Annotated in this window: 18 protein-coding genes; 7 read left to right on the top strand and 11 right to left on the bottom strand. The window is 34.6% G+C overall.

Annotated elements, in window-relative coordinates; genetic code table 11:
• Positions 1-27: 27 nt before the first annotated feature.
• The 7 genes from CVO_RS00990 to CVO_RS00960 form a co-directional block, all read right to left on the bottom strand.
• The gene (locus CVO_RS00990) at positions 28-777 is read right to left on the bottom strand and encodes a TRM11 family SAM-dependent methyltransferase (protein WP_159569492.1); all 750 of its coding nucleotides are present in this window, start codon (positions 775-777) and stop codon (positions 28-30) included.
• Positions 764-1,054, bottom strand: a complete 291-nt coding sequence (locus CVO_RS00985) for a hypothetical protein (RefSeq protein WP_159569490.1) — start codon at positions 1,052-1,054, stop codon at positions 764-766. The genes CVO_RS00990 and CVO_RS00985 overlap by 14 nt, the downstream gene beginning before the upstream one ends.
• A gap of 85 nt (positions 1,055-1,139) precedes the next feature.
• The gene (locus CVO_RS00980; protein WP_159569488.1) at positions 1,140-2,021 is read right to left on the bottom strand and encodes a type II restriction endonuclease; all 882 of its coding nucleotides are present in this window, start codon (positions 2,019-2,021) and stop codon (positions 1,140-1,142) included.
• Positions 2,014-2,574: a hypothetical protein gene (locus tag CVO_RS00975; protein WP_159569486.1), complete on the bottom strand. Its 561-nt coding sequence runs from the start codon at positions 2,572-2,574 to the stop codon at positions 2,014-2,016. The genes CVO_RS00980 and CVO_RS00975 overlap by 8 nt, the downstream gene beginning before the upstream one ends.
• A complete protein-coding gene (locus CVO_RS00970; protein ID WP_159569485.1) occupies positions 2,564-3,439 on the bottom strand; it encodes a DNA adenine methylase in 876 nt (291 codons plus the stop codon). Before CVO_RS00970 ends, CVO_RS00975 begins: the two co-directional genes overlap by 11 nt.
• An 81-nt stretch (positions 3,440-3,520) precedes the next feature.
• Entirely contained in the window at positions 3,521-4,402 is an 882-nt protein-coding gene (gene glyQ, locus CVO_RS00965) for a glycine--tRNA ligase subunit alpha (protein WP_159569483.1), read from the bottom strand.
• 76 nt (positions 4,403-4,478) lie between these two features.
• On the bottom strand, positions 4,479-5,159 hold the full coding sequence (locus tag CVO_RS00960) for a MerR family transcriptional regulator (protein ID WP_159569481.1): 681 nt from the start codon (positions 5,157-5,159) through the stop codon (positions 4,479-4,481).
• Between the two features lie 99 nt (positions 5,160-5,258).
• Between CVO_RS00960 and CVO_RS00955 the strand changes: the two genes are divergently transcribed.
• The gene (locus CVO_RS00955; protein ID WP_159569479.1) at positions 5,259-5,789 is read left to right on the top strand and encodes a carboxymuconolactone decarboxylase family protein; all 531 of its coding nucleotides are present in this window, start codon (positions 5,259-5,261) and stop codon (positions 5,787-5,789) included.
• A 6-nt stretch (positions 5,790-5,795) separates the two neighbouring features.
• Here CVO_RS00955 and CVO_RS00950 read toward each other — a convergent pair whose 3' ends face one another.
• The 3 genes from CVO_RS00950 to CVO_RS00940 all read right to left on the bottom strand — a co-directional run bounded on the left by CVO_RS00950 (position 5,796) and on the right by CVO_RS00940 (position 8,589).
• On the bottom strand, positions 5,796-6,653 hold the full coding sequence (locus tag CVO_RS00950; RefSeq protein WP_159569477.1) for a damage-control phosphatase ARMT1 family protein: 858 nt from the start codon (positions 6,651-6,653) through the stop codon (positions 5,796-5,798).
• Between the two features lie 57 nt (positions 6,654-6,710).
• On the bottom strand, positions 6,711-7,208 hold the full coding sequence (gene purE, locus CVO_RS00945; protein WP_152300030.1) for a 5-(carboxyamino)imidazole ribonucleotide mutase: 498 nt from the start codon (positions 7,206-7,208) through the stop codon (positions 6,711-6,713).
• A gap of 88 nt (positions 7,209-7,296) precedes the next feature.
• Positions 7,297-8,589, bottom strand: a complete 1,293-nt coding sequence (locus CVO_RS00940; protein WP_152300031.1) for a peptidase U32 family protein — start codon at positions 8,587-8,589, stop codon at positions 7,297-7,299.
• A gap of 104 nt (positions 8,590-8,693) precedes the next feature.
• On the opposite strand from CVO_RS00940, the gene CVO_RS00935 reads away from it, so the two are divergent.
• The 6 genes from CVO_RS00935 to mnmL all read left to right on the top strand — a co-directional run bounded on the left by CVO_RS00935 (position 8,694) and on the right by mnmL (position 14,240).
• Complete coding sequence (locus tag CVO_RS00935) at positions 8,694-9,473, top strand: histidinol-phosphatase (RefSeq protein ID WP_159572065.1); 780 nt, start codon at positions 8,694-8,696, stop codon at positions 9,471-9,473.
• A 76-nt stretch (positions 9,474-9,549) separates the two neighbouring features.
• Positions 9,550-9,870 (top strand): thioredoxin, encoded by a 321-nt coding sequence (gene trxA / locus CVO_RS00930; RefSeq protein ID WP_152300033.1) that lies wholly within the window; start codon positions 9,550-9,552, stop codon positions 9,868-9,870.
• 231 nt (positions 9,871-10,101) lie between these two features.
• Positions 10,102-11,046, top strand: a complete 945-nt coding sequence (trxB, locus tag CVO_RS00925; RefSeq protein ID WP_152300034.1) for a thioredoxin-disulfide reductase — start codon at positions 10,102-10,104, stop codon at positions 11,044-11,046.
• Positions 11,047-11,057: 11 nt separating this feature from the next.
• The gene (dapB, locus tag CVO_RS00920; RefSeq protein ID WP_152300035.1) at positions 11,058-11,825 is read left to right on the top strand and encodes a 4-hydroxy-tetrahydrodipicolinate reductase; all 768 of its coding nucleotides are present in this window, start codon (positions 11,058-11,060) and stop codon (positions 11,823-11,825) included.
• Positions 11,826-11,922: 97 nt separating this feature from the next.
• On the top strand, positions 11,923-13,281 hold the full coding sequence (purF, locus tag CVO_RS00915) for an amidophosphoribosyltransferase (protein ID WP_159569475.1): 1,359 nt from the start codon (positions 11,923-11,925) through the stop codon (positions 13,279-13,281).
• Positions 13,281-14,240: a tRNA modification radical SAM protein MnmL/YtqA gene (gene mnmL / locus CVO_RS00910; RefSeq protein ID WP_159569473.1), complete on the top strand. Its 960-nt coding sequence runs from the start codon at positions 13,281-13,283 to the stop codon at positions 14,238-14,240. Before purF ends, mnmL begins: the two co-directional genes overlap by 1 nt.
• On the opposite strand, the gene hisIE is transcribed toward mnmL, so the two are convergent.
• The gene (hisIE, locus tag CVO_RS00905) at positions 14,237-14,914 is read right to left on the bottom strand and encodes a bifunctional phosphoribosyl-AMP cyclohydrolase/phosphoribosyl-ATP diphosphatase HisIE (RefSeq protein ID WP_159569471.1); all 678 of its coding nucleotides are present in this window, start codon (positions 14,912-14,914) and stop codon (positions 14,237-14,239) included. The genes mnmL and hisIE overlap by 4 nt on opposite strands.
• Position 14,915: the final 1 nt, after the last annotated feature.

The following is a 14,915-nucleotide window of genomic DNA, read 5'->3' as shown; positions in this document are numbered from 1 at the left end:
TTACACCTTAACTCTCTTGTTTATATATCAGCCTTTTTTAAATATGAACAAGTGTTCATGCATTATAAGTAAAAAATTTGCTTCTTTGCTTTTTTTTACCCAAAACCCAGTAGCCTTGCAATTATGCTGATGTTTAATGATGTCCTCTTTAAGTTCAAATCCTGCTTTTAAAAATCGTTGCATTACCATAAACGCCATAGGTTGATACATTTTATTTCTTCTCGTATCTCCTATTAAAATGGCACAATATTTATCTTTTTTCAAAACTCTATAAAGCTCATGTGCGACCTTTTCCATCTCGTCGCAAAATTTTTCTAAGTCATGTATATTTGAGAGATCTTGCTCAATCTGTTTTTCACTATATTTTATAATATCCGCATAAGGTGGATGATTTAAAATAAAATCAATACTTTCATCTTTTAGCATTGACAAATCTCTTGCGTCGTTAAGCTTGACTCTTATTTTAGGATTGTATTCGCATTCAAATTCAAGTGCTTTTTGCGTTAACTCTATGGCATGTGGATTTATATCTAAGGCTAAAAGATGGCGATTTAAAAGTTTGCACTCTATGGCAGTTGTTCCACCGCCAATCATCGGGTCTAGTAAACAATCTTTCTCTTTTGAATATCTCAAAATAAGGTTTCTTACAACTTCTGGCGCCCAATTTCCTCTATACTTTGAATTATGCGTAGCCCAATTGCCACGACGCCTAAAGCTCCAAACCGTCGTGCACTCTTGTTCAAATTCTTCGGGATTGAGTTTTTTAATCTTTACCATTATCAGCCAATATTAAATATTTGCTTAGCTCTTCTATATGTTCAAGCGAATAATCCAATATTTGATTATTCTGCAAATAGTTTTCAAACTCTGATTTTTCCTCAAACTCCAAAAGTGAAACATTCTCAAGCAACTCAGATTCTAAATTTGGGATAGCTTCTAAAAAATACAGATCCCAATTTTTACTCCCTTGAAAAAGAAAATTCTCCGCCAACTCTTCTTCTTCCAAAACATCAGCATCTACAACATGAAGTGATTCATAGTATGTTTTTTTCATAGCTTTACCCTCAAATAATATTAAATATATAATATCAAAATAAGTAATAAAAATTAAAAAATATTGCAATTTGTCATAAAATTAGTTATAAACAGATTTGTTTTAAAGCTCCATTTTTTAACATGTCTAAATTAATGACATAATCATTATGAATAAAAGTTTCTTCAAGTGGTTTGAGAGCAGTAAGCCAACCTTTGCCGTCTGTTATCCAGATAAAATCAATGTTTTGAGATTTTACAAAATCATTTAAGTATTGATATTCGCCAGCTGTTGCTTTGAGCTTTGAACCGCCGCCGCTATAGTAGTTTACCTCAATTAAAAAAAGTCTGTTTTTTGTCTTATTGAACAAAGCAAAGTCAAATCTTCTGCTATTTTTATCAATTTTTATATCGTAATTGAAAAATTCTTTTATTCTTTTTTGTGTTGCTTGTTCCATAAATCGTAGGTTTTTGTTTTCCTCACAAAACTCTTCTAAAAATTTATAGACAAGTTTTTCCATAATGTCGCCAGTTCTGTTTTTTCTTGCATTTGTATCAAAACCGACCTCAACACCAAAACAGTAATCAACTAAATTTTTAATCGCTTTACTTTCAAAAATATCTTTTAATCCACTCTCTTTAAAAAATATAAGCAGCTCTTTTTTTATGTTTTCATCAATCGGATCATAAAAAATGTATTTTTTATTTTCAGGCACTAAGGTTTCTATATCGGTTATAACGGGAGTACAAGACAACTTATCATCTCTAATCGCAATCAATATTGGAAGAATTTTTCTAACTTTTGGATACTCTTCAACCAAAGATAAAAATTCCTCTTCAAGGTTTTCTTTTCCGATTAGATAATTAAGAAGATTTAACTCTTTTTCTATTTTTTTGACATTCTTTTTTACTTTCTCAAAGTCTGTAAAATAATCCCATGTAAATATTGAGTCTTGGAGTGTGTTTTTTAAAGCTTCAAAATTAAACACTTTTTAATCCTTTATATAGCATCTCTCTCCCTGAATAACTCCAATATGTAATATCTTGTTCTACAAATAACCATTTAATACATCTTAATAATACTTCAACAGGAATATTGTTATTGATTACAAAATTTATAGAAGATAAACTTGATTCATCACAATTATATAGTTCATCAATAACAGTTTGCACTTCATTATATATAGGCACATTTTGAGATTTTAAATCTTTTATAATTCTTTTAATACATTCATGGCTTGGTCTAGTTTTAATTCTTCCAAAAAATAATTTACTTTTTGTATGTACTTCAAAATCAAAACCCTTATTCAAGGGAGCAGGTCTTTTTAAATAAATAATTTCCCCATTCACATCTTCTACACAATAAACAACTCTTGTAGATAAATTGCCTTTACCTTTGCCTGCATTTTCTGATTTAAATAAATCTACTACTTTGTCTCTTAATTCTTTTCTGTCTTTATTAAAATTATTTGTATGATTATGATTTAAGCAACCTACTTGATTAATGTGTACAAAATTATCTCTTATTTGATTACATGCCATTAAAATTTCTCGCTAAAACTTCACTAATTTTTCCACGCCCACTACTCTTACTATTTATAAACCTATTTGCTTGGATTTCTTCAATATGAAATTCATCATATAGTTTTTTTATAAAATCTGTATCAGAATTTGAGTGTGCCACAAAAACATCTTTTTTATTCAATTTTTTAAAAACTTCAAAAAGTTCAATCTGTTCTTTATCTAAAAATGAGAACTCACTATATGATGTAAAACTTGATGTTTGTGTTAATGGGTAATATGGAGGATCAAAATAGACAAAATCATTTTTTGAAGTATGCTTCATAACATCTTTGTAGGAAGTATTTAAAATAATAGCTTTTTGCAGAGCTTCACTTGCGCTATAAATTACGAGTTCATCACAAATATTTGGGTTTTTATAGCTCCCTATCGGTACATTGTGGTAGCCTTTACTATTTACCCTATAAAGCCCGTTGAAGCAAGTTTTGTTAAGATATATAAATCTTGTTGCTCTTAAAACATCGCCTTTTCCTAAAAAATCTTCTTTACGATCCCAAGCTCTTATATCATAGTAAAACTCTTTAGAGTGTTTTTCTTTAAATTCTTGTAGATTTTTTATAAGTTCAAATGGATTGTTTTTTACAACATTGTAAGCATTGATAAGTTCTGAGTTAATATCAAAAAGATAAACTTGCTTATCTTTTAAAATATCTTGTGAGTAGAGTTCAAAAAAGAGTGCTCCACCTCCGACAAAAGGCTCAAAATAGTTATTGAACTCTTTTGGAATCAGGGGAATAATCTGAGAAAGCAAACTTCTTTTACCGCCAACCCATTTTATAAACGGCTGATATTTTGTAAAGTTGGACTGATTTATAGGTGCGGTCATCTTCTCTCCCATAGTTTATATAAACGAAAGTCTAATAAATTATTTTTAAATATCTACAAAATATGACAAATTGTCATATTTCTATGCTTTTATTCTCTTGTTTCTGTCCTCTTCCTGCGCTTTATATAGCTCTGCGCATCCTTTGGATAGTTCACGGATTTTTAGGATGTAGTTTTGGCGCTCTGTTTGGCTGATTGCTTTTCTGGCATCAAGGATATTAAAAGTGTTTGCTGCCATCATACATAGGTCGTATGCAGGAAGAGGAAGTCCTGCTTCTAGTGCTTTTAAACACTCCTCACTTTTTGCGTTAAACTCTGCAAATAACATCGCCGTATCTGCTACTTCAAAGTTGTACTTGCTAAACTCTATCTCTGCCTCTTTGTGAACATCGCGATAGAGTGTTTTTCCGTGCTCATTTTCGCCCCAAACTATGTCAAAAACAGTATCCACGCCTTGCAGATACATGGCAAGTCTCTCTGTTCCGTAGGTTATCTCAACCGCTACGGGGCTGCACTCTATGCCGCCTACCTGTTGAAAATATGTAAATTGTGTCACTTCCATGCCGTTAAGCCAAACTTCCCAGCCAAGTCCCCAAGCACCGAGTGTAGGAGATTCCCAGTTATCTTCAACGAAGCGGATATCATGATTTTTTACATCAAGTCCGAGATACTCTAACGACTTTAGGTAAAGCTCTTGAATATTGTCGGGAGATGGTTTTATAAGCGCTTGAAACTGGTAGTAGCTCCCTAAACGGTTTGGATTTTCACCGTATCTTCCATCTGTCGGACGGCGAGAGGGTGCCACATAAGCAACTGACCATGGAGTAGAGTCCAGTGAACGCAAAAATGTAGCCGGATGAAATGTTCCCGCACCCGCAGGAATGTCGTAAGGCTGAACAATATTGCACCCCTGCTTCATCCAGAATTCTTGTAGTTTTAGTAACATCTCACTAAAAGTTATCATATTTTTTACCTTAATTTTATAAGTTTGCCAAGACTTCTCAAGTCAAATAGTTGCGCAATTATAGCAAAGCAATACTTTACTTTTTTAAAATCTCCTCCTTAAGCGCACTATGCATAACTTTATGCGTCGCACGATTAAAAATATACTCCTTAGCATTAAATAGAGTTTCAAACATAATTTTCCATAGTGTGGAAAAATTTTGATCATCCCGCATAGCGCAAAGCTCTTTTTGCATCTTATATTCAAGCTCTGCTAAAATTTTTGCATGGTGCACATACTTTTTTAAAATAGTATAATCAACTCCTATCTCTTGAAATTTTTTTACAAGATTTACAACAAAAGCTTCTTTTTGCGTAAAATCATCATCGCCAAGAGGCATCAAAATATCATCATTTAGCAACTCATCTAAAAATAGAGCATCAATTTTATACTCTTTTATAAATGCTTTTTTTGTGTAATGCTTTGTATCTTTTGAAATATTGCCAAGAGTCTGCATCAGAGGTGCTATCCTCGAAAAAGAACTTGAGAGTGACTGGTTTTTATTTTGCAGTATTGTTTTTATCTGTTCATTTGAGCTTCCCATCTCCTGTTTCATATACTTTATATATTCTAGAAGCTCAATATGTTCATTGCTATATCTGTGAACATTTGATTTTAGCTTTTTTGCTTCTGGCAGCAAACCTTCCCTTATATAGTATAAAATTGTTGATTTTGGAATTTGGGTGCGCTTTACAACTTCTGATATTTTATATTCCATTTTTTTGCCTGTTTATTTTTATCTAAGAATTGTACTCTATAATTCTAAATGTTAAGTAGTACTTAACATTTTAAATACATTAAATAAAAAGAGGGGAAAATGGCGCATATTAAATTGCCGGAATTTGAAGAGATGGCTCCAAATATTCAAGAAAGAGCGCGTCCAATTTTAGAAAAAACAGGGGAACTTGGTGAAATATTTAAGCTAATGGCTGTGGATGAAAAGGTATATTTTGCTACCGATATGATGGTTCAAAACTATCTACTCAATGAAACAACACTTCCATATGATATCAAAGAAGCAATAGCGCTTTTAATTTCAATAGAAAATGGATGTAAAATGTGCGTTGATGTACATAAAAACATAGCAAAGATGCTGGGACTTTCTGAAGAAAAAATCGAGAAAATATTACATGGTGTTGATTATGTTGATACGGATGAGAAAGGAAAATCTCTTCTAAGATTTTGTATCAGAGCCTCTCAAAAAGACAGCTACAAAATATTAAAAGAGGAGATTGACGCGTTAAAAGATTTAGGCTACAGCGATGTACAAATATTAGAAGCAGTCGCTATTACAGGCTACTTTAACTATATCAACACTCTTTCAAATGTTTTTGGATTAAGTCAGTAAAAATTTTTATATAATTTTACAGATAATATCGCCCACTTCTTTATTTAAAGAGGAGGCGACAACACCACACTTTACTTTCAGTAAAAAACAGATATCTTTTCTGTGGGACGGGTACATACACTCATAATTTCCCATGCCTTTACTTATAACTAAATCAGCATTGTCAAAAAGTTTTTGTGAATAAGCATTTGCTCTATTGTAAACGAAACCTGGTGTATTTACGCCGCTGTCTACCACTTCACAGATTTTTTCAAATCCGGCTTCTTTTGCTTCTTTGAGAGTAACATCATTTATAATAGGATTTCCCCTTACCATATAAGAGTATTTTATATCCGGATAAAGCTCTTTCAATGTTTCAATAAAGAGATAATCAAATATATGTTCACCAACATTATCTCCTATAATAAGAACTTTTTTAGCATTTTGCAGCTTCTCTTGAAGCAGATCGATATCATTATCAGCAAAGTGAGTATCAAATACTTTATCTAACTCCTCTTCCAGATCAAATCTTACAGCTGCTGCCAAATCTATAACATTTCCGGCTACTGCCATCTTTGTAGCTATTAAAAATTTATCTTTGGAATTTTGAAGCTTCTCTTTTAAAAACGGCACAAAAGAGAGCGCTTTTTTTGTTGATAACTCTTTGACCTCATCATACAAATCTGTTTTATGTGCAATTTTTGCCATTTTCTCATAAACGACAGATGCCACTTCCGGAGGGGTTTCATCAGAAGAGAAGGATTTACTCATCTCTTTTACTGTAGAAGTTAATTCATTTGAAAGAGATGCAGAAGCATGTATCGCATCTGCAACTCTAACACTTTGATTTATAATACACTCAATACAAGCTTCTTCAATTTTCATATTATAAAACAGTTCCTATTTATCCACAATTTTTCTTTAAAAAGTACTAACTGCACCCTAAGAAAGAATAGTCTCTATCTCCATAGAATCCATTTCAACTTTTTTAGCTTTTGCGATGCGGTCTTCTTTAAGTTTGATTGCAAGCTCTTCATTGTCAAGAGCTAAAATCTGCATAGCCAAATAAGCTGAGTTTATCGCTCCTGCTTTTCCTATTGCCACGGTAGCAACAGGCATTCCAGCAGGCATCTGAACAGTAGAGAGAAGTGCATCAATTCCGCTAAGCGCAGATCCGCTCATAGGAACACCGATGATAGGTTTTACAGTTTTTGAAGATAAAACACCCGCTAAATGTGCAGCCATTCCAGCAGCAGCGATAAAAACTTGAGCGCCTTTTTTTTCTGCTTTTTCAATATACTCTTTTGTTCTTTCGGGTGAACGATGTGCTGAAGAGATAATCATCTCGTAACTAACGCCAAAAGCCTCTAATGTATCTGAACAAGACTTCATTACCTCATAATCACTCTTACTTCCTATCACAATTGAAACAAACTTCATTTTAGCATTCCCTTTATTTTTGATAATAAAATTATATCTCAGTTACTATTTTTAAATAATTAAAATTCAAAAATTTTATACATAAATTTTAGTTTTTCGGATAAGTTCCCATATCCGGATGAGAAGGAATTCTCAAAAAAGTATATGGCGGAAGTTTTGTTGGAAGTGTAATAGGATTTGTGTTTCCACTATGAACTTCTTCCCAAATTTTATTATTTTCGGCTACAAGTTTTTTTAACTTCATATAAACTCTTCCCTCTCTCTCATAAGTCATGCCTATTTCATTATTTACAATCTCTATAGATGAGTGCAGTGGAGCTACTATCTCAAGCTCATCGCCGGGCAAAGTTTTATATTTACACAAAAAGTGTGTTCCCTCTTCATTTACTTGTCCTGTTACCTGATGCGTACCTAACTGCATAGTAAAATCCAGACTCTGCGTATCATGTTTCTCAAACGGTCTTGAGATTAGATAAGCATCCGTATATCCGCGATTTTGGAGAGAATTAAGTTCATACTGATACTTTTGAACATCATTTTCGCCTCTATAGTAATCATCAATCGCCATTCTGTAGGCTTTTGCAGTAACTGCCGCGTAATAAGCTGTTTTTGTACGCCCTTCAATCTTCAAAGAATCAACAGCTCCGCTGTCCAAAATCTCTTTAACATGCGAAGCAAGATTAAGATCTTTTGAGTTCATGATATAGGTTCCAACACCCTCATCCTCTTGAAGCTTAAAAAGTGTCCCTGTTTCTGGATTTGCCGCATATATCTCATATGGAAATCTGCAATCATTTGCACAGCTTCCTCGATTTGGAACACGCCCGCTTTGCAAAGTTGAAATAAGACATCTTCCGCTGTATGCAAAACACATCGAACCATGAACAAAAACCTCCAATTCCAAATCCGGAAGCTCTTTTTTGATCTCCACCAAATCTCTAAGAGAGATCTCTCTCGCTGTAATAATGCGAGTTGCTCCCATATCATAATAAATTTTTGCATCAAGCACATTCATAACATTTGCCTGGGTTGAGAGATGAAGCGGCATATGAGGCACCAATTCATGACAAAGCTTAAGCACACCCGGAGTCGCAACGATAAAAGCGTCAGGTCCAAGATCTGCCATTGCTAAAATATGTTTTTTTAGAAGATTTAATTGAGAATTAAAAGGAAAACCGTTTAGCGTTGCGTATACTTTTTTGCCGCGGGAGTGAGCATACTCGATACCCTCTGCAAACTCATCCATACTAAACTCTTTTCCAGAACGAATACGAAGAGAGAAGTGACTGACTCCGCCATATACGGCATCAGCACCAAAATCAATCGCTATTTTTAATTTTTCCAGTGTCCCCGCCGGTGATAAAAGTTCTACTTTTTGCATCTGTCTCCAAATTGAGTTTAAAAATTATCTATATAATTATTTGCTAAATTTAATTTTTTAACATTATAATAACATAAAAATACATAAATATGGGAATTAATCCAATGATAGTCGACCTGCACAACCATACAAAACTCTGCAACCATGCAGAAGGAGAGATAGACGAGTATATAGAAAAAGCTATTGAATGCGGTATTAAATATTTTGGTTTTTCCGAGCATGCACCAATGAACTTTGACCAAAAATATCGTATTGGTTTTGAGCAGATGAAAGAGTATGAAGAGTCTGTTTTAAAAGCGAAAGAAAAATATAAAGAAAAAATAGAGATCTTTTTGGGATATGAAGTTGATTACCTAAAAAGTTATCTGGATAAAAGAGTTTTAAATGCCGATGTTGACTATCTTATTGGTTCCGTTCACTTTATAGAAGAGTGGGGATTTGACAATCCTGAATTTATCGGCAATTATGAAAATCAAGATATAGATGAGATATGGGAAAAATATTTTAATGCTATAGAGGAGATGGCAAAAAGCAGACTCTTTGATATAGTCGGTCACTTAGATCTTATAAAAATATTTAAATACATGCCGAAAAAAGATATAAATCAAATAGCAAAAAATGCACTTCTTGCTATCAAAGAAGCTGATATGTCAATAGAGATAAATGTTGCGGGATTCAGAAAACCTGTAGGTGAAGCATATCCCTCTTTATCTCTTTTAAAAGAGGCTAAAAAATTAGATATTGCCATAACTTTTGCTTCTGATGCACATAAACCCGAACAAGTCGGATTGTTTAGTGATAAAGTAATTGATATGGCAAAAAATGCAGGATATAACGAGTGCGTTATCTATCGAAAGAGAAAAAAAGAGTTTATAAAATTTTAGTACATATAATATAAAGCAATTTTAAAGAGTTAGACTTGTATAATGGTCCAACTTAAAATTGAAGAAGGAAATAACAATGGGTAAATATATAGAATTAACAAGTTCAGATTTTGAAGCAACTTTAAATGAAGGTGTCTCTTTAGTAGATTTCTGGGCACCTTGGTGTGGGCCATGTCGTATGATCGCTCCAGTAATAGAAGAGTTGGCTGAGGATTATGACGGTAAAGCTAAAATATGTAAAGTAAATACTGATGAGGAGCAAGATATTGCTGTTAAATTCGGTATTCGCTCTATCCCGACAATCATGTTCTTTAAAGACGGTAAAATGGTAGATCAAGTTGTTGGAGCACAATCAAAAGCTGCATTAGCAGAAAAAATTGACGCTTTATTAGCATAATATCTACATAAATCTCTTCTAGAAGCAACAGCCCATAAAGCTGTGCTTCTATACTCTTTCAATATATAAATTTTCAAACTTACAAAAACATTCTAAGCATCTGTAAAATTTTATCTATTTTTTTTATATAAAAAATCAAAGTCTCTCTTTATAAACAAGATAGTATGATATTGCAACTAAATAACTGACCAAAAAGTTATTGATAAAAATTTAAAGAAAAAGGATATTTTCATGGTTTTAGATTGTGCTATTATCGGTGGTGGCCCGGCTGGATTAACAGCTGGATTATATGCAACACGCGGGGGATTAGAAAATGTGACCATGTTTGAAAAAGGTATGCCTGGCGGTCAAATAACCCAAAGTTCAGAGATAGAGAACTATCCAGGTGTTACAGGCGAGATAAGCGGCATGGATTTAATGATGCCATGGCCTGAACAGTGTCAAAAATTTGGTTTAAAACATGAGATGGTTGAAGTAAAACGCGTAAGCAAAGATGGCGATATATTTAAAATCCATAAAGAAGACGGCTCTACTACAGAAGCTCACAGCGTTATTGTTTGTACAGGTTCTTCTCCAAGACGCGCAGGATTTGCCGGTGAGGATGAGTTATTTGGAAAAGGCGTAAGTACATGCGCTACATGTGACGGATTTTTCTATAAAGGCAAAGAGGTGGCAGTCATCGGCGGAGGTGACACCGCACTTGAAGAGGCTCTCTACCTTGCTAAAATATGCTCTAAAGTATATCTTATCCATAGACGGGATGCTTTCCGTTCTGCTCCTAATACTATTGAAAGAGTTAAAAAAACTCAAAATATTGAACTTGTACTAAACACAACTCCTGAAGAAGTTTACGGAGACAATATGGGAGTTACCGGAATTCGTGTCAAAAATAAAGAGGGTGAAATTCGTGATATAAAAGTACCGGGTGTTTTTATTTTTGTAGGATATGATGTAAATAATCAAACTCTTATTCAAGAAGACGGAAGCTTTTTATGCGATACCAACAAGCAGGGAGAAGTAGTCGTTGATATAAGCATGAGAACATCTGTAAAAGGCCTTTTTGCAGCTGGTGATATGAGGATTGAAGCTCCAAAGCAGGTTATAAGTGCTGCGGGGGATGGCGCAGTTGCCGCTCTTCAAGCAATCTCATATGTTGATGAAAAATTAAATTCTTAAAGGATAGTTATATGATTAAAGTTGGTGTTTTCGGTGCAAACGGCAGAGTTGGAAAATTAATTATTGATGATTTAAAAGAGAGCGAAGGGGTAAGTTTAAGTTCAGTATTTGTTAGAAATACGCTTAACTATTCAGTAGATTCATCTGTGATAGTAAGCACAGACATAGAACTGTTTTTAAACAGTTGTGATATTGTTATAGATTTTTCTCTTCCTGAAGCTTGTGAAACTCTACTTGAAGCATCTCTTAAAACTCCGAAACCGCTTGTTATCGGAACAACAGGATTAAGTGCTCATCAGCTTAATCTATTAAAACAAGCAAGTGAAAATATGCCTATTCTTTATGCCACAAATATGTCTTTAGGAGTAGCTCTCTTAAACAAACTCGTATATCAGGCAGCCGCAGCACTTGAAGATTTTGATATAGAAATAGTAGAGATGCATCATAAACATAAAAAAGATGCTCCAAGCGGAACGGCACTTACGCTAGGCGAATCAGCGGCACTTGGCCGAGGTGTAGACTTGGATAAAGTACGAGTAAGCGGCAGAGACGGCAATATTGGTGAGAGAAGCAAAGATGAAATTGCAGTTATGGCACTTAGAGGCGGAGATATTGTAGGTCGCCATACGGTCGGTTTTTATAATGATGGAGAGTTTATAGAGTTAAACCATACAGCAACTTCCAGAAATACATTTAGCAAAGGCGCCATAAGAGCTGCATCGTGGCTGGTTGACAAAGAAGTCGGGCTTTACTCAATAAGCGATTGTTTAGAAATATAAATTAAAAACACTTTTAAAATTAGAAGTCGCCTTAACTATATTTTACTTTGGTTTGAGTATAATTCCATAATTATTATGTATGCTCGAGGAGAGAAATGTGCTAGAAGATATGAATGAAAAATGTGCAGTTGTAGGAATTTACGGTAATAAAGAGGCTTCTAAGCTGGCTTATTTTTCACTTCATGCACTTCAACATCGCGGTCAAGAAGCAGCCGGGATAAGTTCTTCAAACGGAACAAAACTCCAAACAATCAAGAAACGCGGTTTGGTCATGCGTGTATTTGATGAAAAAAAACTTGAAACTCTAAGAGGTTCAAGCGCTATCGGTCATACCCGCTACTCTACTGCCGGAGATGATTCTATTTTGGATGCTCAACCGGTTTTTGCTAGATATGATTTGGGTGAGATGGCAATCGTTCATAATGGAAACCTGACAAATGCAGAAGAAATCCGCAACAAACTTATCGACAAAGGTGCCATTTTTCAAACTTTTATGGACACTGAAAATCTTATTCATCTTATCGCTAAAAGTGAAAAAAGAAAACTACTTGACAGAATTATAGATGCAGTCCAAAGAATAGAAGGCGCTTTTTCACTTGTATTTTTAAGCAGAACAAAGATGTTTGCTATGCGTGACCGTCATGGTTTTCGTCCATTAAGCCTTGGGAAACTTCCAAGCGGAGGCTATATTGTTGCTAGCGAAACATGCGCTTTTGATCTTGTCGGTGCGGAATTTATAAGAGATGTGGAACCAGGCGAACTTCTTATCTTCAATGAAGGCAGAGAGCCAAAAAGCATAAAAGTTTTTGAACCTACCCCAAAACACTGTATCTTTGAATATGTCTATTTTGCAAGACCCGACTCAAAAGTTTTTGGTCAGTCAGTCTACCAAACAAGAAAAAATATGGGAAAAGAGTTAGCACGCATAAAACCTGTTGAAGCAGATATGGTTATACCCGTTCCCGACGGAGGTGTACCGGCAGCTATCGGCTATGCCCAAGAGAGCGGTATCCCTTATGAAATGGGAATTATGAGAAATCATTATATAGGAAGAACTTTTATTGAACCTACACAAGAGATGAGAGACCTAAAGGTTAAAATGAAGCTCTCGCCGATGACAGATATTATAAAAGGAAAAAGAGTTATTGTAGTAGATGACTCAATCGTTCGCGGAACAACCTCAAAAAGAATCGTAAGAATGCTCAAAGAGGCGGGTGCAAGCGAAGTTCACATGAGAGTCTCTTCTCCTCCTACCACCGACCCATGCTATTACGGCGTTGATACACCAAACAAAGACAAACTCATAGCTGCAAATATGAGTGAGGATGCTATATGTAAATTCATAGAAGCAGATTCATTAGCATACCTAGATAAAGCATCACTGCTAAGAAGCGTTAACGGTGCTGAGAAAGACAATTACTGTACAGCTTGTTTTACAGGAAATTATATAGTTTAATGAAACAAGTTTATACCTTTGGCAACTACTTAAAAAATAAGTTTGGATGCAAAGTTTACAAAGTTGGCATTAATATATCCGGATTTACATGTCCGAATATAGACGGTACAGTAGCCAAAGGCGGATGCACATTTTGTGAAAACGACTCTTTTAGTGCAAGTACGGGTGAAACCAGGGAATTAAAAGGGTTTCATCTAAATCTTAATTCAAAAACAAATCCAAATCTAGACAAACAGCTTCAACAGCTAGAGACACAATTTAATGCTATAAGCAAAAGACAGCGCCAAGAGTACGGTGCACAAAAGTTTTTAGTCTATTTTCAATCTTTTACAAATACTTATGCGCCGTTTGAAACACTCAAAGCACTTTATGACAAAGCACTATCATTTAATGATGTAGTCGGTCTTAGTGTAGGCACCCGCTCAGACAGTATAACGGAAGAGACTCTGGAGTATTTAGCCCATCTAAATAAAGAAAAAGAGATATGGGTTGAATTTGGAATCCAATCTGTTTATGATAAAACTTTGGAAAAAATCAACCGCGGACATGACAGCCAAAATGTAAAAGAGTGGATTTTAAAGTCTAAAGAAAAAGGGCTGCATGTCTGCGGTCATTTGATTTTTGGTTTGCCGGATGAGAGCAAAGAGATGATGCTCGAAACTGCTAAACAAGCCTATGAATGGGGAATTGATTCTGTTAAATATCATCCATTATATGTAGTCAAAAAAACAGCTCTTGCAAATGATTTTATCAAAGGAAAGTTTGCACCAATCAGTGAAGAGGATTATTTAGATGTGCTTGTTAAAGCCATAAAAATAAAGCCGGATAATATATCGGTTCAAAGAGTTACTGCGGGAATTGATGATGATTCCCTGCTTGCACCAGATTGGTGCAGGGATAAAAATAGACAAATTAAAAAAATAAATATGGCGCTAAAACCTTTTAATCTTAAGTATTAATTTCTTGAATTTTTTTCGGCTATGCCGCTCATATTAAATCTGCGGGCTAACTCCTGCTTAATTCTATCAGGGGATATGTTTTTTGCAGCAAGCGCTACTAACATGTGATAAGTCAGATCCGCTGCCTCATATATCATCTCTTTCTCATCGTTATCTTTATAGGCAAAACAAAACTCTCCAGCCTCTTCTACAACTTTTTTCAAAATTGTATTATCGCCTTTACTGAGAAGTTTTGCAGTCCATGAAGATTCAGGATCTGCATTTTTTCTCTCTTGTATAGTGTGATAAAGCGTATCAATTACACCATAGAGTGCTTCACTGCTTACCTCAACCTCACTCTCAATTTTTCCTGATTCAAGCTCTGTAAAAAAACAGGAGCGTCTCCCTGTATGACATGCAACACCGTGCTGTGTCACTTTTATTAAAAGCGTATCATTATCACAATCAATATTAAAAGAGTAAATTTCTTGAATATGGCCGCTGCTTTCACCCTTTTTCCAAATTCTCTGTTTTGAACGCGAAAAATAGTGCGCAATTCTTGTTGAAAGAGAGAGTTCGAGAGCCTCTTTATTCATATACGCCATCATAAGAACTTCGTTGCTGTTTATATCCTGAACAATAACCGGCAAAAGATTGATCTTTTGCCAGTCTACTCTATTTATAATTTCTTGCATA

Origin of the sequence: Sulfurimonas sp. CVO (assembly GCF_009883775.1) — a bacterium.
Lineage (GTDB): Bacteria > Campylobacterota > Campylobacteria > Campylobacterales > Sulfurimonadaceae > Sulfurimonas > Sulfurimonas xiamenensis.
The sequence above is the reverse complement of the archived record's forward strand: the minus strand, read 5'-3'. Positions and strand labels throughout refer to the sequence as shown.

What these genes read in the sequence shown, in the direction of transcription:
- CVO_RS00990 (WP_159569492.1), bottom strand. Translation starts at nt 777, where the DNA reads ATGGTAAAGATTAAAAAACTCAATCCCGAAGAATTTGAACAAGAGTGC.
- CVO_RS00985 (WP_159569490.1), bottom strand. Translation starts at nt 1,054, where the DNA reads ATGAAAAAAACATACTATGAATCACTTCATGTTGTAGATGCTGATGTT.
- CVO_RS00975 (WP_159569486.1), bottom strand. Translation starts at nt 2,574, where the DNA reads ATGGCATGTAATCAAATAAGAGATAATTTTGTACACATTAATCAAGTA.
- CVO_RS00970 (WP_159569485.1), bottom strand. Translation starts at nt 3,439, where the DNA reads ATGACCGCACCTATAAATCAGTCCAACTTTACAAAATATCAGCCGTTT.
- glyQ (WP_159569483.1), bottom strand. Translation starts at nt 4,402, where the DNA reads ATGATAACTTTTAGTGAGATGTTACTAAAACTACAAGAATTCTGGATG.
- CVO_RS00960 (WP_159569481.1), bottom strand. Translation starts at nt 5,159, where the DNA reads ATGGAATATAAAATATCAGAAGTTGTAAAGCGCACCCAAATTCCAAAA.
- CVO_RS00955 (WP_159569479.1), top strand. Translation starts at nt 5,259, where the DNA reads ATGGCGCATATTAAATTGCCGGAATTTGAAGAGATGGCTCCAAATATT.
- CVO_RS00950 (WP_159569477.1), bottom strand. Translation starts at nt 6,653, where the DNA reads ATGAAAATTGAAGAAGCTTGTATTGAGTGTATTATAAATCAAAGTGTT.
- purE (WP_152300030.1), bottom strand. Translation starts at nt 7,208, where the DNA reads ATGAAGTTTGTTTCAATTGTGATAGGAAGTAAGAGTGATTATGAGGTA.
- CVO_RS00940 (WP_152300031.1), bottom strand. Translation starts at nt 8,589, where the DNA reads ATGCAAAAAGTAGAACTTTTATCACCGGCGGGGACACTGGAAAAATTA.
- CVO_RS00935 (WP_159572065.1), top strand. Translation starts at nt 8,694, where the DNA reads ATGATAGTCGACCTGCACAACCATACAAAACTCTGCAACCATGCAGAA.
- trxA (WP_152300033.1), top strand. Translation starts at nt 9,550, where the DNA reads ATGGGTAAATATATAGAATTAACAAGTTCAGATTTTGAAGCAACTTTA.
- trxB (WP_152300034.1), top strand. Translation starts at nt 10,102, where the DNA reads ATGGTTTTAGATTGTGCTATTATCGGTGGTGGCCCGGCTGGATTAACA.
- dapB (WP_152300035.1), top strand. Translation starts at nt 11,058, where the DNA reads ATGATTAAAGTTGGTGTTTTCGGTGCAAACGGCAGAGTTGGAAAATTA.
- mnmL (WP_159569473.1), top strand. Translation starts at nt 13,281, where the DNA reads ATGAAACAAGTTTATACCTTTGGCAACTACTTAAAAAATAAGTTTGGA.
- hisIE (WP_159569471.1), bottom strand. Translation starts at nt 14,914, where the DNA reads ATGCAAGAAATTATAAATAGAGTAGACTGGCAAAAGATCAATCTTTTG.